Source organism: Kitasatospora aureofaciens, assembly GCF_001188955.3.
Lineage (GTDB): Bacteria > Actinomycetota > Actinomycetes > Streptomycetales > Streptomycetaceae > Kitasatospora > Kitasatospora aureofaciens.
Genome location: NZ_JPRF03000013.1, coordinates 145,353 through 167,784 on the forward strand (window position 1 = coordinate 145,353; position 22,432 = coordinate 167,784).

Sequence of the window (22,432 nt, forward strand, 5' to 3'; positions counted from 1 at the left end):
GCTGCTCCGGCAGCGCCACGGAGACCGCGGCGCCGGCGGGTGTGCCGGATCCCGGCGTCGCGAATGTACGGTTCTCCACCGGGTTCCGCCCTTCCCTCGTTCGCTCTTCGGATCGTCAGTGGTCGAATCGTCGCCGTGGCGGCGTCAGTTGAGGACCTGCACCTCGGCGACCTTGACCGTGAAGGGTTCGCTGTCCTGCGGGGGCATCGAGATCGTGTACTTCTCCGGCTTCGGCCCCGTCACGACCACGTCGGCCACCCAGTGGGTGGAGACGGTGGCGGTGAAGGCGCCGTTCTGCTTGGTGCCCGAGCCGACCGTGAACTCGTAGCCGCAGTCGGGGGACGCGGTGCCGCCGTACTTGGGGTCGTACGGCGTCCCGGCCGTCGCGCACTCCTTGGTGCGGCCGTCGCCGAAGTCCCAGGTGGCACCGGTCAGTCGGGCCGTGACGGTGACGCTGACGCCGCCGGATGTCGCGTTCCCCGGCTTGGGCGGCGTCGCGTTCTCCGCCCAGAGCCACACCGGAGCCTTGACCACCGCCGTGCCGCTCGGCGCGACCCGGCCCACCGGCGCCGGGAGGTGGACCCGGTCCTTCGCCTCCTGCTTGAGCTCCGCCACGCTCTTCGCCCGCTGCCCGGTGGGCACGAAGACGAACTGGGCGCCGTCCTGGCCCCCGTTGGTCTGCGGACAGACCTTCGAGTAGATCGAACCGTCCGAGGGCTTGTTCGTGCCCCAGGCCGAGTCGTCCGCCGGGGGCTGCTTGTCCAGTTCGCGGTAGTAGCAGCCCTCGCCGCTGTCGAAGGAGCCCCACTGAGGGTCGTAGCACGCCCACTGCACGCCGTGGTAGCTGCACAGCTCCGGGCCGCCGTCCGATCCTCCGCCGTTTCCGCCGGGATTCGGGGTGGCGGTCGTTCCGCCGGAACCGGCGTGGGCGCAGATCACGTTGGGGAAACACTGTTCGGCGCCGCCACTCGGCGGTTCGTCCGCCGTCGCGGTCACCGCCGAGGTCAGCAACAAGCCGGCCGACAGGGATGCGACGGCCGCGAATCGTCCGGCCGGTTTCCGCGCGCTCAGCATGTCCGGTCCACCTCCCGAGTGAACTCGTAGATCAGCCAATGTGCTTGGAACCTGCGCAGGGAAGCGGTCGCGACGTACCGGTTCAAGCGCCCGCCCGGATCCTTCGCCGCCCCGGTGACGGCGTCGACCCGGTGCCAGTCCGAGAGATCGACGCAGTCCTCGATCACGGCGGTCTGCGGATCGGCTTTCAGATCAATCGCCTTCACCAGCGCGGAATTGCGCGGTGTTCCGGTCATCACCACTTTGGCGTCGTGGAGTTGGCGCAGCCCGACCAGGGTGTCGGACAGGGCGCGCCCGGAGGAGTACTGCGCCAGCGCCGAACCGTCCGAATCCGGACGCCCGAACGCCTCGGCCTGGGCCTGCCACCAGTCCTGATAGGTCTTCACGGCCAGCCGCCCCATGGCTCCCTCCGGGCCGTCGGTCGGCGCGATCGTGGCGTTTACCGAACCACCCGAAGGAGTTAACGGACCCACTCCCGCAACCGTGGGCGCGGGCGAACCGAGACGATCGACGGAACCACTCGCACCACCACTCGCACACCCGCCGAGCAGTAACACCAGAACCGCCCCGCCAGTCCCAACCGCCCCAGGGCGCAACACATTTCCGCGCTGTCGCATGGCCCCACCTCGTCGCGACCGAGCCGATCCGTGATCCACGGCCGCCAGGAGAATTCCGCCGTCCCGCCGATGTTTCCGCTGGGGATCGATTCTTCGCCAACCCACCCCATCACGGCAACACCTCAGGCCCCCTGACCTTACGCGGAAGGCGGTTCCGTCGGGGCGCTTTCCCGCCACAGGACGGCCAACAGTTCTTCGGAAAGCGACAATCCGGCCAATGCGCCCCGAACGGCGGCCCGATTGCGCATCAACAGGCGCCCGCCCTGCGGCGGAACGAGCAGGCGCGCGCCCGGCGCACCCGAACTACCGGGCGGATCTCCCCCGTCGAGCAGACCGGCCACGGCGGGCTGGAGGTCCGACGGGGCGACGGCCGCGGGGGCACCCGGGACGCCCTGCCGCAGGACGGTGGTGAGCGCCCGGCTGAACGAGCCCTCGTCACCCGGCAGTACGGCGCCCCGGCCGCGTCTGCCCGGGGCGTACCGGCCGATCCGGCCCCACAGCGGGACCCTGGAGTAGCTGAGCAGCTCGCCGGCGGTGTCCTCGCCGGTGCGCTCCAGCGCCGTCCAGGCGTCCCGGTCGGCCACCGCGTCGACCAGCAGCAGCGCCTCCTCCTGGTCGCCGTGCACCATCGCGCTGACCACCCAGTCCCAGGCCAGGCCCCGCCGGTAGGCGTTGTCGGGGGTGCTGCCGCCGGTGACCAGGGCGAGCCGGCGCCCGCGCGGGTCCGCCACCAACTGGCCGACCAGGCAGACCACCAGCCAGCGGCCGGGGTGCTGGGCGGCGGCGCGGACGGCGGTGAGCATCGCGTTGGCGTCCGCGTCCGGCGCCACGGCGCTCACCCGGCAGCCTGCGGCCCCGGTGTCGAAGCACATCCCGGGCAGCACCTCGGCCAGCAGCCGGGCGCCCGCCGGGGCGTGCGCCGAACCACCGAAGGCCCGGTCGGGCCCGCCGTCCGCCCCGATCACCACCAGATCGACTCCGCCGGCCATCCGTCCGCCCCCTCCTGCACCCGCCCCGCCACCGATCCCGCCACCGATTCAGCCATCGGTTCCGCCGCCGGGCAGGCTACCCCGCCGGGCGGCCGCCGACGGGGCTCCCGACCCGTCCGCCCAGGGACCATGGGCCCTATCGACGCACGCGCCGACCGAGGACGATCGAACGCATGGAGCGTGAGGACGGTGTGGAGACCCTGAGCGAGGCCGAGTGCCTGCGGCTGCTCAGCACCGTGCCCGTCGGGCGCGTGGTGTACACCGAGCACGCACTGCCGGCCGTCCTGCCGGTTTCCTTCGAGGTCCTGGACGGGCGGCTGGTGCTCGCCGTGCGCCGGGGAAGTGCCACCGCGCGCGGGCTCGACGGCACGGTGGTGGCCTTCCAGGCGGACCTGCTGGACCCGGTCACCCGCACCGGCTGGAGCGTGCTGGTGCACGGGCGGGCGGACGCGGTGAGGGACCCCGAGCAGGTACGCCGGGTGCTGCGGTCCGGGCTTCGCCCGTGGGTGGGGGACCCGGAGCCGCTGTTCGTCGCGCTGGTACCGGAGCTGGTCAGCGGCCGCCGGCTGTTCCCGACCGGGCAGGGTCCACTGGGCCAGGGGCCAGTGGGGCAGGGGGCCGCCGGGCGGCCGCTGCTGCGGCCCTGAACTGGCGCTTCGCGTTCCGCTCCTGACAGGTACCGGTGGGTAGGCATACGCTTCCCGCGTCCGGCCCCTCCGCGGGGCCCGTCCCCCTCCAGGAGCGCACCGTGACGACCTTCGCGTCCCTCGCCGAACTGACCGCCGCCGTCGGCACCGAACTGGGCACCAGCGAGTGGCACACCATCGACCAGCGGAAGATCGACCTCTTCGCCGAGGCCACCGGGGACCACCAGTGGATCCACGTCGACCCGGAGCGGGCGAAGGAGAGCCAGTTCGGCTCGACCATCGCGCACGGCTATCTGACCCAGTCGATGATCCCGGTGCTGGCCAAGGAGTGCTACGGCGTCGAGGGCGTGCGGATGGCACTGAACTACGGCTCGGACAAGGTGCGCTTCCCGGCCCCGGTGCCGGTGGGCACGGCGATCCGGGCCACGGCCGAACTGCTCTCGGCCACCGAGGTCCCGGGCGGGGTCCAGGCCGTGGTGCGGTTCACCATCACCAGTGAGCAGAGCACCAAGCCGCACTGCGTCGCCGAGGCGATCACCCGCTTCTACGCGTAGCGGCGCAGCGGCTGCGGCGGAGTGGCGCGGCGGAGTGGCGCGGCGCAGCGGCTGCGGCGGAGTCGCCACCGCGGCGACCGGGCAGGCATCGGGTACGCCGATTGCACCGTGCCGGGCCCTCCACCGGGTCCGAACGGCCCACGGCGAGTAACGTCCGACGAGATGGTTGTCGTACCCCAGCGGCCTCATGAGCCTCCGAGGTACGCGCCCCGGCCTGCCCGGTAGCCGTGACCGTCCCTGGAGGAGCCGTGCCCCGCCCCGCCCCGTGGTTCTCCCGTCTCGCCGGTCTGGCCTCGCAGTTCGCCCCGCCACCCGCCGGGAAACCCGCCTTCCCGGTCCGGGCCGTACCGGAACGGGCCGTCCCCGGCCTGGCCGGACTCCCCCGCGCCGCCTGGCACCGGGTCCGCACCGACGCCTTCGGGGCCGAGCCCAGGGGCGAACGGCTGGCCCGGATCCGCTGCTCGCCCCAGTTCGCCGACGGCGCCTTCCGCAACCCGGTGCCGACCCGCCGACTGGTCTACGAGCGGACCCCGCTGGAGATCACCCGCGCCCAGCTGAGCGCGGACAAGACCCGCCGGGCCCCGGCCGCCGCCGTGCCGGTGCACCGGCTGCTCCCGGTCGACCTGGCGGCCCCGCCGGCCTCCGGGCTGCGGCTCACCTGGCTCGGGCACGCCACCGTGCTCGCCGAGATCGGGGGACGGCGGATCCTGCTCGACCCGGTCTGGGGCGAGCGCTGCTCCCCGTTCGACTGGACCGGGCCCAAGCGGCTGCACCCGGTGCCGCTGCCGCTGTCCGAACTCGGGCCGGTGGACGTGGTGGTGATCTCGCACGACCACTACGACCACCTCGACATGCGCACCGTACGGGCCCTGATCGACCGCAGCGCGGTGTTCGCCGTACCGCTCGGGGTCGGGGCACACCTGGAGCACTGGGGAGTGCCCGCGCGGCGGATCGTCGAGCTGGACTGGTGGGAGTCGGCCGAGGTCACCGGGCTGACCTTGACCGCCACCCCGGCCCGGCACTACTGCAGCCGCGGTCCGCGCACCAGCGCGCTGTTCCTGTGGGCGTCCTGGGTGGTGGCGGGCGGCGGGCACCGGATCTTCCACAGCGGGGACACCGGGTACTTCCCCGGCTTCACGGAGATCGGTCGCCGGCTCGGCCCGTTCGACGCGACGATGGTGCAGGTCGGCGCGTACAGCGAGTTCTGGCCCGAGGTGCACATGACCCCGGAGGAGGGCGTGCAGGCGCACCTGGACCTGGGCGGACAGCTGATGCTGCCGATCCACTGGTGCACCTTCAACCTGGCGCTCCATCCCTGGGAGGAGCCCGCCGAACGCGTGGTCGCCGCCGCCCAGGCCCTCGGCGTCCACCTGGCCGTCCCCCGCCCGGGCAAGCCCTTCGAGCCCGTCGACCCACCGGCCCTGCGGCTGTGGTGGCGCGCCGTCGCGGCGAAGCCGCGCGGCATCGAACCGCTGGTCGCGGGGCGGCCGGAGGCGCGGGAACGGGTGACGGGTGTCAGCGAACAGATTTCAAACTCTGTCATCTGAAATCCGTTCGCTGAATTCTGTCATCTGTTATCTGTCGTCCGTTCGATGTCGCCGACGCTCGCAATGGAACACGTTCTATCCCCCTGGAGCGTTACCCAGGTCACACCACCGCACGGTTGGCTTCTGCCACTATGGGCCCGTGACCGACCTGACAGAACAGCAGAGGCCGACCGAACAGGCGCCCGACCCGGCCGCCCCGTTCGCCGAACTGCTGGCGATCGAGCAGCTGGACGAGAACACGTTCCGGGGCCACTGCCACGCCGGCGCCCCGATGCGCACCTTCGGTGGCCACGTCGCCGCCCAGGCCCTCGCCGCCGCCGGCCGCACCTGCGCCACGAAGCGCGCGGTGCACTCGCTGCACGGCTACTTCATGCTGCCCGGCGACCCGACCCGGCCGATCGACTACCAGGTCGAGCGGCTGCGCGAGGGCTTCACCTACACCACCCGCCGGGTCCGGGCGGTGCAGGAGCGGAACGAGATCTTCAACCTCACCGCCTCCTTCAAGCTCCCCGAGCCGACCGCCGGCGACCGCCACCGCGCGATGCCGCCGCTGCCCGGCCCGGAGTGCCTGCCCGACGCCTTCTCCCACCGGGACGAGGAACTGCGCGCCGCGGTCAGGAGCTCCGACGGCTTCCGCGACCTCGAACTGCGCTTCGTGCCGCCGGACGCCCCGGGCGTGCCGCCGGCCGTCCCCGGGATGCCTCAGCAGTTCGTCTGGCTGCGCATCGCCACCCCGCTGCCGGACACCGAGCCGCTGCTGCACACCTGCGCCCTCACCTACCTGTCCGACCTCACCCTGGCCTCCACCGCGGGCCTGCACGAACAGCCGAACTTCTTCCAGCGCACCGAGCCGCCCCGGCTGCTGATGACCTCACTGGACCACGCGATGTGGTTCCACCGCCCCTTCCGGGCCGACGAGTGGCTGCTGTTCGCCCAGCGCAGCCCGTCCGCCTCGGACGGCCGCGGCCTGGCGCTCGGCGAGTTCTACGACCGCGACGGCCGACTGGTGGCCTCGGCCGTCCAGGAGGCGCTGATCCGCAGGCTGCCGTAGCGCTCGCCGCCCCGGCGCTGCCACACCCCAACGCCCCGGCGCTCGCCGCCCCGGCGCTCCGACACCCCGACACCCCGGCGCTCCGACCGCCGCCCGAGGAGCTGCCGGGGCGCCCCGGCACGCCCCGGCAGCCCCCGGAGGAAGCCCGGTTGCCGCCGGGCGAACGGAAGGGGGCCGGTCGGCGTCATACTCCTGAGCGGCCCCGGCCCGTATCATGGTGCGGGTGACCAAGGTTGACCTGTCACCACGGCCGGTGGAGGCGATGTCTCCGCGTCAGCTCGAACGCCGCGAAAGCCTGATCGCGGCCGCGCTCGCCCTGGTGAACGAGATCGGCGTCGAGCGGCTGCAGATGAAGCAGGTCTGCGAGCGGTCCGGAGTCGCCCTGGGGACGGCGTACCGATACTTCTCCTCCAAGGACCACCTCCTGGCGGCGGCGATCGCCGAGTGGCACCGGCTGCTGCTGGCGGACCTGGTGGCCGAACTGCGGGGGCCGCGCGCCGGACTGGGGGCCACGGACCGGGCGGTGCGGTTCGTCCGGGGCGGGATGCGGGCTTACCAGCGCCAGCCCGAACTGGCCCGTCTGCGGGTGGCCGTCGCCGCCTCCACCGATCCCTTCGCCAGCGAGGCGCTGCAGGGCATGGCCCGGGCCGACAGCGCCGCCCTCCAGGCGGTGACGGCCGAGGTGCCGGCCGCCGCCAGCGAGCTGGTGCGGCACATCGTCGCGCACGCCTGGCAGGGCGAGCTGACCGCCTGGGTGACCGGCCGCACCACGCTCGGGGACGCCCGGCGGCGGCTGGAGGACGTGGTGCGGCTGGTGCTGACCCCGTACGAGACCCACTATCCGGCCCCGTACGAGGTCCAGTCCACCGGCTGAGCCGGATCGGGAGGCCCGTCGGGGGCTCAGCGGGGGCTCGCCTCAGGCTCTCACCGCGAGCTCTCGTCGGGAGCTCTCGTCGGGGGCTCTCAGACCACCGTCACCGGGTGCGCCACCACCGCGCCGAACAGGTAGCCCTCACGGTTGAAGGCCTCCCGTTCGGGCTGGGTGGCGCCCTGGCGGTCCGTCGCGCGGGCGCGCAGCTCGTAGCGGCCCGGCCTCTCGGGGCGCCAGACGGTGCTCCAGCGCGTCCAGTCACCGGCGCACGGCTCCTCGGCCAGCTCGGCCGTCCGCCAGCTCAGGCCGCCGTCGGTGCTCACCTCCACCTGCCGCACCGGTGCCGTGCCGGACCAGGACCGCCCGTGCAGCCGGTGCTCGCGGCCGGCCTCCAGCCGCGCGCCCTCGGCCAGTTCGAAGGCGGACTTGACCACCTGGGTGGTGAGCGCGGGCCCGCCGCCGGGCGGGTGACCCGGGCCGTACATCCGGTAGAAGACGGTGTTCCAGGGTGAGTGGAGCGGGTGGTCGGCGACCTCGATGCTGCCGACCCACTTGATCGAGGCGATGCCGACCCAGCCGGGCACCACCAGCCGCACCGGCGCGCCGTGGTCGGGGGTCAACGGCTCGTCGTTCATCTCGTACGCGAGCAGCGTGTCGTCCAGCGCCTTGGCGATCGGCAGCGGGCGGCGCACCGGGCCGTAGTCGGTGCCGTCGACGACGTAGTCCGGGTCCAGTCCGGTAGGCAGCACGTCGACCGCCGCGTCGGTCAGCCCGGCGGCCCGCAGCACCTCGGCCAGCCGGACGCCCCGCCAGCTCGCCGAGCCGATGCTGCCGAGCGTCCACGGCGTGCCGGGGGTGAGCCGGCCCTGCTGGCGGTGGAAGTAGCTGCGACCGTTGCCCGCGCACTCGATCAGCGCGTGGATGCCGGTGGCGGGCAGCGCCCGCAGGTCGTCCAGGGCGAACTCGACCGCCCGCTCCGGGGACGGGGCGCCGCGCAGGCCGCTGCCGAACAGTTTCAGCCGCCAGCCGACCGGGTCGATCAGCGGGGTGCTGGTGTGGTTGCGGACGAAGAACCGTTCCACCGGAACATGACGGCCGACGACGGCCTCGCCGTCGGCGTCGCGCAGCGACTCCCACCGCATCTCGGCGTTGGTGTCGCGCTGGACGAACCACTGGGCGGGCAGCGGCTTGACGATTCCGGGGATGTTGACGCTTTCGGGCACGGGGCCTGGCACCTCCTCGGCGGCCGCCCGGCCCGGGGCGAACACCGGAGCGGCCGACGCGGGCACGGTGAGCGCCCCGGCGGCGGAGCGCAGCGGTATCCGGACGGCACTGTCCGGATGGCGCTCCACGCCCCAGCGTAGGCGCTCCGGCGCTTTCCGTGACCAGGGCGAACCCCCGGGCTCTCCACTTGACCTTCTCACCGGTGTGAATCCCTAGCGTTCCCGGTGTCGGAATCGAGCCCCGGCCCAGCCGGGCGGCCCGTACGACCAGGCCACCGCACGGCCAGGCACCTGTACGACCAGGCCCGCCGTACGACCAGGAAACCCACGACCCGAGGAGCACCCGTGCCGTCCACCGTCCCCGCCCCCGCCGTCGCCCCGCTCGCCCGGATCGTCCAGGGCTCCGGCCCCGGCCTGCTGCTCGCCCACGGCGCCGGGGGCAGCGCCCGGGACAACTGGGGCCCGCTGCTGGCCGACCTGGCCGCGCACCGCACCGTCGTCGCCCCGGACTACCCCGGCTCCGGCGACAGCCCGTACGAGCCGGGCGAACCCACCCTGGACGAGTACGCCGACCGGCTGGTGGCCGCCGCCGACGAGGAGGGCCTCGACACCTTCGACCTGGCCGGCTTCTCGCTGGGCGCCGCCGTCGCCGTCCGGATCGCCAACCGCCACCCCGGGCGGGTCCGCTCGCTGCTCCTGATCGCGGGCGTGGCCGGCGGGTCGGCGCGGCAGAGCACCCTGACCGAGCTCATGGTCGGGCTCCGCGACCGGCCCGCCGAGCTGGCCGACCTGATGCTCACCGTCGTGCTCGGCCACAGCTGGGTGGACGCCCTGCCCGCGGACCAGCTCGCGGCGCTCCGCGAGGGGCTCAGGTCCCCGCTGCCGGCCGGGTTCCCGCAGCAGTTCCGGTTGGCCGCCCGGACCGACGTCCGCGCCGAGCTGGCCTCGATCGCCGTGCCCACCCTGGTCGTCGGGGCCGCCGAGGACATGCTCGTCCAGCCGTCCCAGCACCGCCTGCTGGCCGAGGGCATCCCGGGCGCCCGCTTCGTCGAACTCCCCTCCGGACACCTGCCGATGGTCGAGGCGCTGCCCCAACTGCGCGAAGTGGTCATGGAGTTCGTGAAGGGCTGAGCCGGGGAACCCGAACCCGGGCACCGGCCCGAGCGGGAACAGCCCCGCGGTGGACCGCGTTGACCCGATCATGCGCATCGGAGAACTCGCCCGCGTGACCGGGGTGTCCGCCCGCCTGCTCCGCTACTACGAGGAGCAGGGCCTGCTCCGGCCCGCGCGCACCGCGGCCGGCTACCGCGAGTACGGCGAGGAGGACACCGTACGGGTGTGGCAGATCCGCAGCCTGCTCGCGGCCGGTCTGCCCACCCGGATCATCGCCGGGATCCTGCCCTGCGCCACCGGCCCGGTGCCCGCCCTGACGGCCTGTCCGAACCTGCTCGCCACCCTGCGCGACGAACTCGCCGACCTGGACGCCCGGATCGAGGACCTCACCCGCAGCCGCCGGGTGCTCTCCCACTACCTGGCGACGGCGCACGCGCCGAGCGAGGAACAGGCGGCCTGACGGGACGCCGTACGGGACGCCGTACCGGTCGCCGTCGGCCTGGCCCTCGCCGGCCGCGGAGGGCCCCGCTGACCAGCGCATATGCCCCGCCCGCGGGTCGGGTGGGGCGTATGCGGCCAACCGACGCCCAACCCCCGTCCGGACTTCACCCGCGCGTACCGACCGTTCACACCGCCCTGGAAGCCTCCCTGTCATGAACGCCAGCACTCAGGCGCCCTACCAGGAACCGCGCTTCCCGCTCCCCCAGCGCCACCGCCGCCTTCTCGCCTGCACCGCCGTCCTCGCCTCCATCGCCCTGGGCACCCTCGGCGTCGGCGCGACCGTGGAGACCGTCCAGCACGGCCCGCTCGCCACCGCCACCGCCAGCAGGTAACCGCCACCTCCCGGCGCCCGGTCCGGGGTCCCGGCTAACCCCTGGCCCGGCTCGGCCCGCGGCCCCAGCCGAGCCGGGCCCGGCCTCCGCCGGCACCCCGGGCGAGCACCGCCGCCTCGCGAGGGCCGATCCGACCGTCGAGCACCTCGCCGACGACCTGTTGTACTACGCCGCTGCTGGTCGCCATGGTGGGACGGGAGCGCACCGGGCCACAGGGTCCCACTCGGCAGCCCGGCGAACCCCGTGCGGTCACGGCGCCAGCTGCACCGGCCGCGCGGGTCGGTGGTGGCGGCAGGTGCCGGGGCGGCGCGGAAGGTCGGGGCCGGGGCGGAGCGACGTGCCGGTGGCCAGGGGCGTCGCTAGGTGTGCGGGCCCTCGCGGGGCGGGGGCGGAGTCGGGGTCGTGGGGCGGGAGTGGCGGCCGGTGCCGGGGGTGGGGCGGAGGTCGGGGGCCGGGGCGTAGCGGGCGGCCGGGGGGCGGAGGAGCCAGGTGGCCCGGGGGGTCGGGGTGATCAGGCCGAGGCGGTGGAGGAGGTCGAGGGCGTCGCGGCGCAGGGCGGTGCGGTCGGCGAGGTAGCGGGCGGGGAGGTCGTGGTCGTCGGCGATGTCGCCGAGGACCCCGTCTATCAGCGCGTCGGGGATCGCTACGTCGCCGCCCGGGTCCTCACCCGGCAGCGGGCGGACCTCCTCGACCAGGCGTTCCACCAGCAGCAGGGCGGCCTGGGCGAGGGTGCCGGCACCGGGGAGGGCGAGGTCGGTGAGTTCGGCGGCCGGGTCGAGCAGGGCGACGCCCTCGGCACGCAGTTCGGCCTCCAGCCCGAGGAACTCGGCGAGCGCGGCCGGGCCGCTGAGCCGGTGCTCGCGCAGCCACTCGCGCTGGTCCTCGGGGAGGTCGGTGGTGAGGACGGCGGGCGTCTCGGCGAGGAGGCGGCGCACTGCGGTGCCGGGCTCGGCCTCGGCGGCGCGGCGGATGAGGTCGGCGGCGTCATCGGCGAGCGCGGGCGGGCCGGCCGGGACGGCGCGGGCGAGTTCGCGGTCGACGGTCAGGACGAAGGCGGTGTCGCCCGGGTCGGCGGGCAGTTCGCCGAGCACCTGCCAGTCGGCCAGTGCGGCGAGCGCCATGTCGAGGGACGCGTCAAGGGCCGCACCGAGGGACGTGTCGAGCGCCGCCGTGCCCGTCGGCGCCCCTTCCGCCGCGAGGTCGGGTGCGGCTGCCCGCATCGCCTGGACCAGTCTCCCGTACGGGAGTTGCTCGGGGGCGTCGACGAGCAGGGCCAGGGCGAGCGCGAGCCGGGCGTAGCCGGCCGGGGTGAACGGGGCGCCGGTGGCCGGGTGTTCGAGGCGGCGGGCGGCGCCGGGGCCGAGGCCTGCCTTGAAGAGCCGGGCGTGCCAGGGGCCGATGACGAGGCGGTAGCCGAGCAGGGTGTCGAAGCGTTCGGTGAGCCAGTCGCGGTGACGGCGGATCAGGGGGAAGCCGTCGGCGTGCGGGCCGGAGGCGGTGACCAGCGGGTGGGCGAGCAGCAGCCGGGCGGCGATGCGGCGTTCGGCGTCCGGGAGTTCCTCACCGGAACGATCCTGCACGTCACGGGGGGCATCCGGCAGTGCACGGCTGCGCTCCGGCCTGCGGTGCCTGCCGGGGCCGCCCTGCTTGGCGCCCGACCGGACGACGGGCAGTGCGGCGGCGTCTCGGCGGGCGCGGCGCAGGCCGCCGTCCGTCCGGGCCTCGCGGGCGCGCGGGACGGCGGCGTGGGCGGTCGGGCCGTGCCACCAGCTGACGGCGGGGTCGGCGGGGGCGGCGGCGGCGCCGAGGTGGCGGGCGGGGTAGAGGCCGAAGGAGGCGGTGCACAGGTCGTCCGCGGTGCCGGGGGTGGCGGCGGCGAACCAGTGGGCGAGCCGCAGCAGTCCCGGGTCGGGCGAGAGTCCTTCGGCGGAGGTCAGCGGGTCGTCAGCTCCGCTCCCGGCCACGGCCCCCACGGGGTCGGCCTCGCAGTCGCGTTCGACTTCGCCTTCGGCACCGCGCTCGACCGAGCGCTCGACCTCGCGTTCGGCTTCACGTACGGCGAGGACGGCGTCGGCGGTTCCCCGTCCTGCCCCGCCCGTGCGCCCGTCCGGTCTGCCGGCGGCCACCCGGGTGGCGCCGACCGCGTACTCCTGCTGCTCCATGTCGGGGTCAAGACTAGACGGTGGCCGGGTCACCCGCTGGCAGCAACCGTCCTCCTGAGGAAGTCTCCGCAGGAGCCCTCGAACCGGCCGCAGGCCCTCCGCTCTCCCGGCCCGGTCCGTCACGGCCCGTTCCCCGGGCGGGTTACGCACCGGTAACCCGGTCTTCCCCCGCCCGGTCGGCTCCCGTAGGGTCGGTTGGTCCCCCAGCCGAGCGACCTCGGAGGCATTCACCGCATGAGCATCCGTACGACCACCCGCGCCGCCGGCCTCGGCGGGCGCCTGCGCTCGGCCACCGGCCTGCTCGGCGGCTTCGCGGCCACCTCGGTGGCGCACCTGGGTTCGATCCTGTCCGGGGCCTCGGTGCTGCAGAACGCCACCAAGCCGGCCCTGATGCCGCTGCTGGCCGCGCACAGCGTGTCGGCGGCGACCACCGCCGGGCGCGAGGCGCCGAAGCTGCTGGCCCCGGCGCTGCTGGCGAGCGCCGGCGGGGACGTGCTGCTGCAGCTGAAGGACGACACCGCTTTCCTGGCCGGCATGGGCTCGTTCGCGGCCGCGCACGTCTGCTACGTCACGATGTTCGTCCAGCGCGGGGCGTTCACCGACCGCCGGCGCGCACTGGTGGTCGCGGCCGCGTACGCGACGGCCTGGGCGGGCCTGGTCGGTCAGCTCTGGCCGGACCTCGGGGAGTTGAAGGTCCCGGTGGCCGGGTACAGCCTGCTGCTCACCTCGACGGCCGTCACCTCGGCCGGGCTGGGCTGGCGAACCGGGCTGGGCGGGGCGCTGTTCCTGCTGTCCGACACGCTGATCGCCACCCAGCTGGCGAAGTGGCGCGAGCTTCCGGGGCATCAGTTCTGGATCATGGCGACGTACGTGCTGGCCCAGTACCTGCTGGCCAGCGGCATCCTCCGGCACGAGGAACGACAGGAGCTGCAGGAGCGACCTGCTTTCTGACGCGTCGAGGCGCCGCCGGTCCCGTCAGGATCCGGCGGCGCGTCGCGCGGGCGCGATGGGGACGGGGCCGCCGTCAGGCACTGCGCCTCCGAAGCAGCCAGAAGCCGCCGAGGCCGCCCGCGACCAGGGCCAGCCCTCCGGCCAGTTCCGCGGGGTCCGCCGCGACCGAGCCGCCGAGGCCGGTCTTCACCGCGCCGTGCGGGGCGACCTGCTGGCTGCCGACGCCGGACTGGCCGAGCGAGCCGGCCCACTCCCCGGCCGCCTTGCCCCAGTCGCCGAGGCCCTTGTCGGGGCCGGAGGCAGCGACGGTGGTGACGGTGACACCGGTGGAGAAGGCGGCGCCGTCCGGGCAGGTGCCGTCGACCTTGCTGTTGCCGTTGTGCTGGGAGGCCAGCCGGGCGGAGCCCGTGTGCTTGCCGTCGGACCCCAGGGTGAGGGTCGCGGGGCCGCCCTCGAAGGCGGCGGAGTGGGCGGTGACGGTCTTGGCGTCGGGCCTGTCCGACTTCTCGCAGGAGACCGTGACCGTCACGGTCTGGCCCGGTGCGGCCTGGGACGGGCTGACCGAGGCCGCGCCGTCCCTGGCTGCCGCGAGGGGGGCCGTCAGACCGGTCAGCACCGTCGCGCCGATCAGGGCGGCGGCGGCCGTACGCATGGGGCGCATGCCGAACCTCCGGGATTCTCGGGCGCAGCCGGGGACTCCCATGTCCACGTGGTGTTTCAACTGCACCCGGTCATTCACCGACGGTAGGCAGGGGCTCCGGGGGCGGCCACCGCTCAGGTCCGTTCGAGCGACGGCCCGTCACTTAGTGTGACCAGGGGTGGAGCCCTGTTGCCTCAGACGTCCAGGTCCACCACGACCGGGGCGTGGTCCGAGGTGCCCTTGCCCTTGCGGGCCTCGCGGTCCACGTAACTGTCGGTGACGGCGTCGACGAAGGGCTTGTTGCCGTAGGTGAGGTCGATCCGCATGCCCCGGTTCTTCGGGAAGGCCAGCTGACGGTAGTCCCAGTAGGTGTACGGGCGGTCGTACTTCAGCGGGCGCGGCACCACGTCGTGCAGACCGATCTCGCCGAGGGCCTCCAGCGCGGCGCGCTCGACCGGGGTGACGTGCGTGAGGCCCTCGAAGGCGGCGACGTCGAAGACGTCCTCGTCGGTGGGGGCGATGTTGAAGTCGCCGAGGACGGCGAAGGGGCGCGGACCGGCCGCGTCGGCGGCGGCGGCCTTGCGCAGCGCCTCGAGCCACTCCAGCTTGTAGCGGTAGTGGGCGTGGTCGACCTCGCGGCCGTTGGGCACGTAGACCGACCAGACCCGGACCGGGCCGCAGGTGGCGGCGATGGCCCGCGGCTCGACGTCGGGCAGCAGGGCGCCGTCGGCCAGGTAGCCGGGCTGGCCGGGCAGGTCGCGCACGACGTCCTCCAGGCCGAGCCGGGAGACGATCGCGACGCCGTTCCACCGGCCGGTGCCGTGCGCGGCCGTCTCGTAGCCGAGCTCCCGGACCTGCTCGTACGGGAAGGCGTCGGCCGCGCACTTGAGCTCCTGGAGGCAGAGCACGTCGGGCCTGGCGCTCTCCAGCCACTCCAGGAGCTTGGGCAGCCGCGCGGTGACGGAGTTGATGTTCCAGGTGGCGATGCGGACGGTCACGGCGGGCGGCCTTCCCGGTGGTTCGGTCGGTACGGACGGGGGTGGGCCCGCCCCGGAGGGAGGCCCACCCCGAACATACCGCCCGGCGCCGACAACCCGGCCCGGTCAGCCTCCGGGACGGGCGCCCGCCCGGGTCAGCGCGAGCCTGCGGGCCGGACCACCGCGGCCGAGCCGCCGCCGCGCCGCACCGGTTCGGCGGCGGCGACCCAGCGGCCGTCCGGCAGCCGTTCCACCCCGGTGGCGGCGCCGATCTCGCCGCCGTTGGCGAACCGGTGCCCGAGGGCCTCCAGCCCGGCCCGTTCCGGCAGCGCCAGGAAGCCCTGCTCGGCCTGGGTGACGGCGGTGTTGCGCTGGCTGGCGCGCGGCGCGGCGATGGCCTGCTCCAGGCTCAGCCCCCGGTCGAGACGCCCGAGCAGCACCTGGAGGGTGGTGGTGATGATGGTCGCGCCGCCAGGGCTGCCGGTGGCCAGCAGCGGCTCACCGTCGCGCAGCACGACGGTCGGGGACATCGAGGAGCGCGGCCGCTTGCCCGGACCGGGCAGGTTGGGGTCGGGGACTCCGGCGGTGAGCGGTGCGAAGTCGAAGTCGGTCAGCTCGTTGTTGAGCAGGAAGCCCCGGCCGGGGACGGTGATGCCGCTGCCGCCGGTCTGCTCGATGGTGAGGGTGTAGGAGACGACGTTGCCCCAGCGGTCCGCCACCGTGAGGTGGGTGGTGTTGGGGCCCTCGTACGGCTCGGCGACGGCCTGGCCGGTGTCGGCGCAGTCGGCCGGGTGGCGCGGGTCGCCGGGGGCGAGCGGGCTGCTGAGGGCGTGGTCCGGGCTGATCAGGCAGGCCCGGGAGGCGGCGTAGCGCTCGGAGAGCAGCTGCTTGGTGGGGACGTCGTTGAAGCTCGGGTCGCCGACCCAGCGGTTGCGGTCGGCGAAGGCGATCCGCGAGGCCTCCAGGAAGTGGTGGTAGTACTGCGTGCTGCTGTAGTCCGAGAGTTCGCCGTCCTCCAGGATGTTGAGCGCCTCGCCGACGGTGGTGCCGCCGGAGCTGGAAGGGGCCATCGAGTAGACGTCGTAGTCGCGGTAGGCGACGTGGGTGGGCGCCTGGCGGCGGACCTGGTAGGCGGCCAGGTCGGCGGTGTCGACCTTTCCGGGGCGGGCGTTGCGGCCGGAGGCCGGGTCGACCGGCGGGTGCTGCAGGGTGTTGACGATGTCCCGGGCCAACTCGCCCTGGTAGAAGGCCTTCACGCCGTCCTTGGCGAGCAGCTTGTAGGTCGCGGCGAGGTCGGGGTTGCGCAGGACGGAGCCGACCTCCGGGGGCTTGCCGTTCGGCAGGTAGATCTTGGCGGTGGCCGGGAAGTCCTTGAACCGGCCGTAGTTGTCGGCGGTCTGGCCGCGGAAGGTGTCGTCGACGACGAAGCCGTTCTCGGCGATCCGCTCGGCGGGTGCCAGGGCCTGGGCGAGCGAGCGGGTGCCCCACTGGCGCAGGGCGGAGTCCCAGGTGGCGGGGGTGCCGGGGACGCCGACGGACAGGCCGCTGGTCACGGCGTCGGCGAAGGCGAGCGGCTTGCCGTCCTCCAGGAACAGTCCGCTGTCGGCGGTGTGGCCGGCCACCTCCCGGCCGTCGACGGTGTGCACCTGTCCGGTGGCGTGGTCGTAGTAGACGAAGTACCCGCCGCCGCCGATCCCGGAGGAGTACGGCTCGGTCACCCCGAGCGCCGCGGCGACGGCCACCGCCGCGTCCACCGCGTTCCCGCCCTTGCGCAGCACCTCGATCCCGGCGGCGGTGGCGTCCGCGTCCACGGACGCCACCGCCCCACCCCACCCCACCGCCTCCGGTGCCTTAGTCGGCGGTGCCGCGGCGCCGGCGGGACCGGTGGTGGCCCAGACCAGTGCGGTGGCGAGCAGCAGTGGTGGCGCGAGACGGGTCAGAGCCCTCATCCGAGTCCTCCTGATTCGACGTCAACTCACCAGTTGTTCCACAGGAGCGACAATCCGACAACCACACCGCATCGCTACCCATGGGTAGTTGACGTACCGACAGGCCAGGACAATCGGAGGTCACGTTCCGGATTCGGTTCCGCACGATTCGGAACGTCTCTTTATGCGATCTGTATACGGTGTGAGGGTTCGCCACGTCCCCACCACGAGAAGGACCCGGCTCCCCCGTGTATCCGCCACCACCCCCGCCCCCGCCCTCCCAGCCACCGGCGGTTCCGCCGCTCCGCCCCTGGTGGCAGCGCCGCGGGGTGCACGCCGCCAGCTTCCTGGTCTTCCCGGTCGCGGCCTTCGCGATCGCCTGGACCTGGCGGCCCCGACCGCTCTGGCGCAGGCTCATCAGCACGGTCGTCGCGGCGTTCTGCAGCCTGGTGTGGCTCGGCGCGCTGGTCGGCCCCCAGCCGGCCACCACCGCACCCACCCCCGCACCGGTCGCGGCGACGACCGGCCCGTCCGCCGGCCTGACGCCCACCGCCACGCCGACGCCCGCCCCGGACCCGACACCGACGGCAACGCCGACGCCGGCCGAGACGCCGCCGGCCACCACCGCACCGGAACCGCCCGCCCCGACCCAGGCCCCGCAGAACCACACCGAGCCACCGGCCCCGACCGCGCCCAGGCCCACGCCGCACCCCACCGCCCGGCCGGCCGATCCGGGCGGCGGCGGAAACACGGGCGGCGGGAGCGGCTCGTCCACCGGCAGCGGTGGCGGGAGCGGCTCGGGCGGGTCCGGCACGGGAGGCTCGTCCGGCTCGGGGGGTTCGACCTCCGGCGGGTCGGGCTCCGGAGGCGGGTCCGACGCCGGTGGGTCCGGTTCGGCAGGCGGGTCCGCCGGAACCGTCCACCCGGGCGCCTTCTGCTCCCCGGCCGGCGCGACCGGCGTCACCACGAAGGGCACCCCGATGGTCTGCGGCCCCGGCACCGACGGGCGGGACCGCTGGAAGTCGGCGGGCTGACGACTGAGGACTTTCAGATGACAGATTTCAGCGAACAGATGACGTCATCTGTTCGCTGAAATCTGTCAGTTGTCATCCGCGCCCGGCCGCCGCCCGGCGCCCCACCGCTACAGCGCGCTGCGCTCCACCCGTCGCCGCTTGATGGTCCGGAACCGCCGCGCCACCTGGCGGGCCAGGTCGGCGGCGCCGACCAGGCCTGCCTCGTTGCCGAGGGCGGCGTGGACGATGGTGGCCTCCGGCCGGAAGCCGCGGCCGGTCAGGGTGCGCCGGAAGGTGTCCCGGGCCGGGCCGAGGAGGAGGTCGCCGGCCTCGGAGACACCACCGCCGATGACGAAGCGCCCCGGGTCGAGGCCGGCGGCGAGGTTGGCGATGCCGACGCCGAGCCAGGTGCCGACCTCGTAGAGCAGCTCGACGGCGGTCGGGTCCCCGTCCTGGGCGGCCTCGGTGACCAGCGGACCGGTGATGCCCTCGACCGTCCCCCCGGCCCGGGCGAGCAGCGGCTGCACCACCGGGGACTCCTCGGCGACCAGTTCGCGGGCGTCCCGCACCAGCGCGTTGCCGGAGGAGTACTGCTCCCAGCAGCCGCGGTTGCCGCACGGGCAGCGGTGCCCGCCGGGCACCACCTGCATGTGCCCGAACTCGCCCGCCAGGCCGTACTTCCCGCGGTCGACGTAGCCGTCCCGGACGACCGCGCCGCCGATGCCGGTGCCCAGGGTGAGCATCACCATGTGGTCCTCGCCCCGCCCGGCGCCGAAGCGCCACTCGGCCCAGGCGGCGGCGTTGGCGTCGTTCTCCACGATCACCGGGAAGCGCAGCCGCTCGCTGAGCGCCTGCTGGAGCGGCTCGTTGCGCCAGTTGAGGTGCGGGGCGAAGAGTACCCGGGAGCGGTCGGCGTCGACCCAGCCGGCCGCGCCGATGCCGACCGCATGGACGTCGTGCCGGTCGGCGAGCTGCAGCACCAGCTCGACGATGACGTCCTCGACGACCTTGGCGCTCTTGCTCTTGTGCGGGGTGTCGGTGCGCAGCTTCTCCAGCACCTTGCCCTCGCCGTCGACCACCCCCGCGACCACCTTGGTGCCGCCGATGTCGACACCGATGGTGGGCAGCCGCAGTATCCCCGCGGGCAGGGCGCGGCGGCGGCGCTCGGCGCGCGGGCCGAGGCCCAGCAGGGTGGGCAGGACGGCCGGCCGGGTGGTGCCTTGGGGGCTGGTCACGGCTGCGGACGCTCCTCACGGGTCTCGCGGGTCTCACGGGAAACAGGGGGCTCGAGCGGGTCGGCGACGGACGGCCGGGCCAGCTCGTGCGAGAGCTCGGCGAGGTCGGAGCCGCCGGCCATCTCGGTGGTGAGCTGTTCCAGGCCGATCTCGGCGCGCGGGTGGCTGCCGGCCATCCGCCCCCGCTTGAGCAGGGTGAAGTGGTCGCCGACGAGGTGGGCGTGGTGCGGGTTGTGGGTGATCAGGACGACTCCGAGCCCGGCGTCGCGGGCCGCGGTGACGTACTTGAGCACCACCCCGGACTGCTTGACGCCGAGCGCCGCGGTGGGCTCGTCCAGGATGAGCACCTTGGCGCCGAAGTGCACGGCGCGGGCGATCGCCACGCACTGGCGTTGCCCGCCGGAGAGGGTACCGATCGGCCGGTCGACGTCGTGCAGGTCGATGCCCATCCTGGCGAGCGCCTCACGGGTGGTGGCGCGCATGCCGTCGGCGGCGAGCCGCAGGCCGCCCCAGCGGCGCATGCCGCGTTCGGAGCCGAGGAAGAAGTTGCGCCACACCGGCATCAGCGGCACGACGGCCAGGTCCTGGTAGACGGTGGCGATGCCGAGGTCCAGGGCCTGGCGCGGGGAGTCGAACCGGACCTCCTCGCCGCCGACGGTGTAGGTGCCCTCGTCGTGCTGGTGCAGTCCCGCGATGATCTTGATCAGGGTGGACTTGCCGGCCCCGTTGTCGCCGAGCACGCAGCTGATCTCGCCGGCCCGCAGGGTCAGCGAGACGTCCTCCAGGGCCCGGACCGTCCCGTAGGACTTGCCGACGCCGACCAGGGAGAGGAGTTCGCCGCCCGGGGAGAGTGCGTCGTTCATCGCGGCCCCCGTTCGGCCCGGCGCTTGACGTAGGCGTTGAGCAGCGCGGCCAGCAGCAGCATCGCGCCGAGGAAGAACTTGAACCAGTCCGGGTTCCACTGGGCGTAGATGATCCCCTTGCTGGCCATGCCGAAGATCAGCGCGCCGAGCGCGGAGCCGACCACCGAGCCGTAGCCGCCGGTGATCAGACAGCCGCCGATGACGGCCGCGACGATGTAGATCAGCTCGTTCCCGACGCCCTCGCCGGACTGCACGGTGTCGAAGGAGAACAGCAGGTGCTGCCCGAGCACCCAGGCGCCGAAGCCGACGCCCAGGTAGAGCACGGTCTTGGTCCGGGCGACCGGCACGCCGACCGCGCGGGCGGCGGACGCGTCACCGCCGACGGCGAAGACCCAGTTGCCGAAGCGGGTGCGCAGCAGCACCCAGCTGCCGACCGCGAGCAGGCCGAGCCACCACCAGACGGTGGCCTTGACCGTCAGCCCGCCGATGTTCACCTCGGAGGCGAACAGCAGTCGGCAGGTCTCGAAGCCCTGCATGTCCGCGATCGACTTGGTGGAGACCGTCCCGGAGACGGCCTTGGTGACGCCGAGGTTGGCGCCGGTCAGCATCAGGAAGGTGCCCAGGGTGACGATGAAGCTGGGCAGCTTGGTGCGGCCGAGCATCCAGCCGTTGAACCAGCCGACCGCCAGCGTGGTCGCCAGCGAGACCAGGACGCCGACCCAGGTGACGGCGGTGAACTGGTACGAGACCATCGAGGAGGTCAGCGCGGCCGTGGTGACCAGCACTCCGGCCGACAGGTCGAACTCGCCGCCGATCATCAGCAGTGAGACCGGCACGGCCATGATCCCGATGGTGGAGGCCGCGTAGAGGACGGTGCCCAGCGAGGAGACCCGCAGGAAGGGCTCGGCAGCGGCGGCGAAGACCGCGAACACCGCCACGGCGGCGATCAGCGAGCCCAGTTCGGGGCGGGCGAGGAGCCGCCGCAGGGCCGCCGGGCGGTCCTGGACGAGCAGGTCGGGGGTGGTCGAGGCGCTCACCTGGTCCCCCTCGCGACGTACTCGGCGAGCGCGTCGGCGTTGTCCTTGGTCAGGATCTGCGGGCCGGTCGCGACGGGCTTGCCGCCGCCGAGCATGTCCAGGTTCGACTTGTACAGCCACAGCAGGTCGACGCCCTCGTAGCCCTGGAGGTAGGGCTGCTGGTCGACGGCGAAGCCGACGGTGCCGGACTTGAGCCCGGCCACCACCTGCGGTCCCAGGTCGAAGGTGTCCAGCTCGACGCCGCGGTGGGCGTCCTGGACGGCCTGCATCCCGGTGGCAGCCATCGGGCCGGAGAGGGTGAGCACGGTGTCGATGGAGGGGTCGGCCTGGAGCTTGGCGGAGATCGCGGCCCGGGCGTCGGGCATGTCGGTGCCGTTGACGTAGAGCACCTGGAAGCTGCCGCCGGCCTTGGACTGGGCGCCCGAGCAGCGCTCCTCCTGGCCGACGTTGCCCTGCTCGTGGATCACGCAGAGCACGTTCCTGCGGCCGCGGGAGGCCAGCTCCGCCCCGGCCGCCTGACCGGCCGCCGACTCGTCCTGACCGATGTGGGTCAGTGCACCGAACTTCGCGGAGAACTCCTGACCGGAGTTGATCGTGATCACCGGGATGCCGGCCGCCCTGGCCTTGCCGAGGACGTCGGCCATCGCGTCGCCCTTGGCGAGGGTGACCAGCAGGCCGTCGACCTTCTGGTCGATGGCGGCCTGGACGAGCTGGACCTGGTTCTGGGTCTGCGCGTCGTTGGAGTACAGGAAGGTGATGTTGTCCTTGGCGGCGGCCTGCTCGGCGCCCTTGCGCACGCTGTCCCAGAAGGCGTCCCCGGGGCCCGCGTGGGTCACCATGGCGACCTTCCAGCGCGGGGTGGTGACGGCGCTGCCACCGGCGGCCACGGCCTTGGCGCGGGCCTCCTCGGCGCGTCTGCCTCCGGTACTGCTGCAACCGGCCGCGGTGACCGCGAGGGCCAGGACGGCGCACACGGGCCAGAAGCGGCGGGACGGGCGAAAGCGGGTTGTGCTCATCCCCATAGTCTCTCTGGCCCGGCTGCGCGGGATCGCACCGCCTCGCCCGGCGGCGCGCACGGGCCGGGAGGTAAGGTGCCCCGGGGGACCT

The 22,432-nt window shown here is 73.9% G+C and carries 23 protein-coding genes; 10 read left to right on the forward strand and 13 right to left on the reverse strand.

All coding sequences use genetic code 11. The features are described from left to right. Nucleotides 1-144: 144 nt before the first annotated feature. From HS99_RS06665 to HS99_RS06675, 3 genes are all read right to left on the reverse strand, one after another. A complete protein-coding gene (locus HS99_RS06665) occupies nt 145-1,074 on the reverse strand; it encodes a hypothetical protein (RefSeq protein WP_030551425.1) in 930 nt (309 codons plus the stop codon). Then, the gene (locus tag HS99_RS06670; RefSeq protein ID WP_030551423.1) at nt 1,068-1,475 is read right to left on the reverse strand and encodes a hypothetical protein; all 408 of its coding nucleotides are present in this window, start codon (nt 1,473-1,475) and stop codon (nt 1,068-1,070) included. Before HS99_RS06670 ends, HS99_RS06665 begins: the two co-directional genes overlap by 7 nt. 353 nt (nt 1,476-1,828) lie before the next feature. Further along, complete coding sequence (locus HS99_RS06675; RefSeq protein WP_030551421.1) at nt 1,829-2,680, reverse strand: hypothetical protein; 852 nt, start codon at nt 2,678-2,680, stop codon at nt 1,829-1,831. Between the two features lie 173 nt (nt 2,681-2,853). On the opposite strand from HS99_RS06675, the gene HS99_RS06680 reads away from it, so the two are divergent. The 5 genes from HS99_RS06680 to HS99_RS06700 all read left to right on the forward strand — a co-directional run bounded on the left by HS99_RS06680 (nt 2,854) and on the right by HS99_RS06700 (nt 7,353). Continuing rightward, nucleotides 2,854-3,327 (forward strand): pyridoxamine 5'-phosphate oxidase family protein, encoded by a 474-nt coding sequence (locus tag HS99_RS06680; RefSeq protein ID WP_063737795.1) that lies wholly within the window; start codon nt 2,854-2,856, stop codon nt 3,325-3,327. Nucleotides 3,328-3,428: 101 nt separating this feature from the next. Continuing rightward, nucleotides 3,429-3,881 (forward strand): MaoC family dehydratase, encoded by a 453-nt coding sequence (locus HS99_RS06685; protein WP_030281102.1) that lies wholly within the window; start codon nt 3,429-3,431, stop codon nt 3,879-3,881. Nucleotides 3,882-4,249: 368 nt separating this feature from the next. After that, nucleotides 4,250-5,428, forward strand: coding sequence for an MBL fold metallo-hydrolase (locus HS99_RS06690; protein ID WP_078938782.1), 1,179 nt, complete (start codon nt 4,250-4,252; stop codon nt 5,426-5,428). Between the two features lie 139 nt (nt 5,429-5,567). Further along, nucleotides 5,568-6,479, forward strand: coding sequence for an acyl-CoA thioesterase (locus HS99_RS06695; protein ID WP_305953100.1), 912 nt, complete (start codon nt 5,568-5,570; stop codon nt 6,477-6,479). 223 nt (nt 6,480-6,702) lie between these two features. After that, the gene (locus HS99_RS06700; protein ID WP_030281094.1) at nt 6,703-7,353 is read left to right on the forward strand and encodes a TetR/AcrR family transcriptional regulator; all 651 of its coding nucleotides are present in this window, start codon (nt 6,703-6,705) and stop codon (nt 7,351-7,353) included. Nucleotides 7,354-7,442: 89 nt separating this feature from the next. On the opposite strand, the gene HS99_RS06705 is transcribed toward HS99_RS06700, so the two are convergent. Then, a complete protein-coding gene (locus HS99_RS06705; protein ID WP_050366444.1) occupies nt 7,443-8,702 on the reverse strand; it encodes a sulfite oxidase in 1,260 nt (419 codons plus the stop codon). Nucleotides 8,703-8,918: 216 nt separating this feature from the next. On the opposite strand from HS99_RS06705, the gene HS99_RS06710 reads away from it, so the two are divergent. From HS99_RS06710 to HS99_RS06720, 3 genes are all read left to right on the forward strand, one after another. Next, complete coding sequence (locus HS99_RS06710; protein WP_030551415.1) at nt 8,919-9,704, forward strand: alpha/beta fold hydrolase; 786 nt, start codon at nt 8,919-8,921, stop codon at nt 9,702-9,704. Nucleotides 9,705-9,753: 49 nt separating this feature from the next. After that, the gene (locus HS99_RS06715) at nt 9,754-10,146 is read left to right on the forward strand and encodes a MerR family transcriptional regulator (RefSeq protein WP_223885917.1); all 393 of its coding nucleotides are present in this window, start codon (nt 9,754-9,756) and stop codon (nt 10,144-10,146) included. 193 nt (nt 10,147-10,339) lie between these two features. Next, nucleotides 10,340-10,519 (forward strand): hypothetical protein, encoded by a 180-nt coding sequence (locus HS99_RS06720; RefSeq protein ID WP_030281081.1) that lies wholly within the window; start codon nt 10,340-10,342, stop codon nt 10,517-10,519. Nucleotides 10,520-10,553: 34 nt separating this feature from the next. On the opposite strand, the gene HS99_RS44670 is transcribed toward HS99_RS06720, so the two are convergent. Together HS99_RS44670 and HS99_RS46335 are read right to left on the reverse strand one after the other, a co-directional pair. Continuing rightward, nucleotides 10,554-10,706: a hypothetical protein gene (locus HS99_RS44670; protein WP_157846539.1), complete on the reverse strand. Its 153-nt coding sequence runs from the start codon at nt 10,704-10,706 to the stop codon at nt 10,554-10,556. A gap of 172 nt (nt 10,707-10,878) precedes the next feature. Then, the gene (locus tag HS99_RS46335) at nt 10,879-12,681 is read right to left on the reverse strand and encodes a DUF2398 family protein (protein ID WP_079151517.1); all 1,803 of its coding nucleotides are present in this window, start codon (nt 12,679-12,681) and stop codon (nt 10,879-10,881) included. A gap of 234 nt (nt 12,682-12,915) precedes the next feature. Here HS99_RS46335 and HS99_RS06730 point away from each other — a divergent pair, with 234 nt between their 5' ends. Further along, the gene (locus HS99_RS06730; RefSeq protein WP_046386641.1) at nt 12,916-13,632 is read left to right on the forward strand and encodes a lysoplasmalogenase; all 717 of its coding nucleotides are present in this window, start codon (nt 12,916-12,918) and stop codon (nt 13,630-13,632) included. Nucleotides 13,633-13,705: 73 nt separating this feature from the next. Here the strand turns inward: HS99_RS06730 and HS99_RS06735 are convergent, their stop codons facing one another. From HS99_RS06735 to ggt, 3 genes are all read right to left on the reverse strand, one after another. After that, nucleotides 13,706-14,293 (reverse strand): hypothetical protein, encoded by a 588-nt coding sequence (locus HS99_RS06735; RefSeq protein WP_030552167.1) that lies wholly within the window; start codon nt 14,291-14,293, stop codon nt 13,706-13,708. Between the two features lie 173 nt (nt 14,294-14,466). Further along, nucleotides 14,467-15,270: an exodeoxyribonuclease III gene (locus HS99_RS06740; RefSeq protein WP_030282918.1), complete on the reverse strand. Its 804-nt coding sequence runs from the start codon at nt 15,268-15,270 to the stop codon at nt 14,467-14,469. A gap of 134 nt (nt 15,271-15,404) precedes the next feature. Continuing rightward, entirely contained in the window at nt 15,405-17,198 is a 1,794-nt protein-coding gene (gene ggt, locus HS99_RS06745; protein WP_030552169.1) for a gamma-glutamyltransferase, read from the reverse strand. Between the two features lie 308 nt (nt 17,199-17,506). Here ggt and HS99_RS46340 point away from each other — a divergent pair, with 308 nt between their 5' ends. Beyond that, the gene (locus HS99_RS46340; protein WP_030552171.1) at nt 17,507-18,211 is read left to right on the forward strand and encodes a hypothetical protein; all 705 of its coding nucleotides are present in this window, start codon (nt 17,507-17,509) and stop codon (nt 18,209-18,211) included. Between the two features lie 107 nt (nt 18,212-18,318). Here the strand turns inward: HS99_RS46340 and HS99_RS06755 are convergent, their stop codons facing one another. From HS99_RS06755 to HS99_RS06770, 4 genes are read right to left on the reverse strand one after another with little or no spacing between them, the layout of a single operon-like run. Next, the gene (locus HS99_RS06755; RefSeq protein WP_030282924.1) at nt 18,319-19,425 is read right to left on the reverse strand and encodes an ROK family glucokinase; all 1,107 of its coding nucleotides are present in this window, start codon (nt 19,423-19,425) and stop codon (nt 18,319-18,321) included. Next, nucleotides 19,422-20,288 (reverse strand): ATP-binding cassette domain-containing protein, encoded by an 867-nt coding sequence (locus HS99_RS06760; RefSeq protein ID WP_046386851.1) that lies wholly within the window; start codon nt 20,286-20,288, stop codon nt 19,422-19,424. Before HS99_RS06760 ends, HS99_RS06755 begins: the two co-directional genes overlap by 4 nt. Next, on the reverse strand, nt 20,285-21,325 hold the full coding sequence (locus tag HS99_RS06765; RefSeq protein ID WP_030282928.1) for an ABC transporter permease: 1,041 nt from the start codon (nt 21,323-21,325) through the stop codon (nt 20,285-20,287). Before HS99_RS06765 ends, HS99_RS06760 begins: the two co-directional genes overlap by 4 nt. After that, nucleotides 21,322-22,341 (reverse strand): sugar ABC transporter substrate-binding protein, encoded by a 1,020-nt coding sequence (locus HS99_RS06770; protein ID WP_046386853.1) that lies wholly within the window; start codon nt 22,339-22,341, stop codon nt 21,322-21,324. The genes HS99_RS06765 and HS99_RS06770 overlap by 4 nt, the downstream gene beginning before the upstream one ends. Between the last annotated feature and the right edge of the window lie 91 nt (nt 22,342-22,432).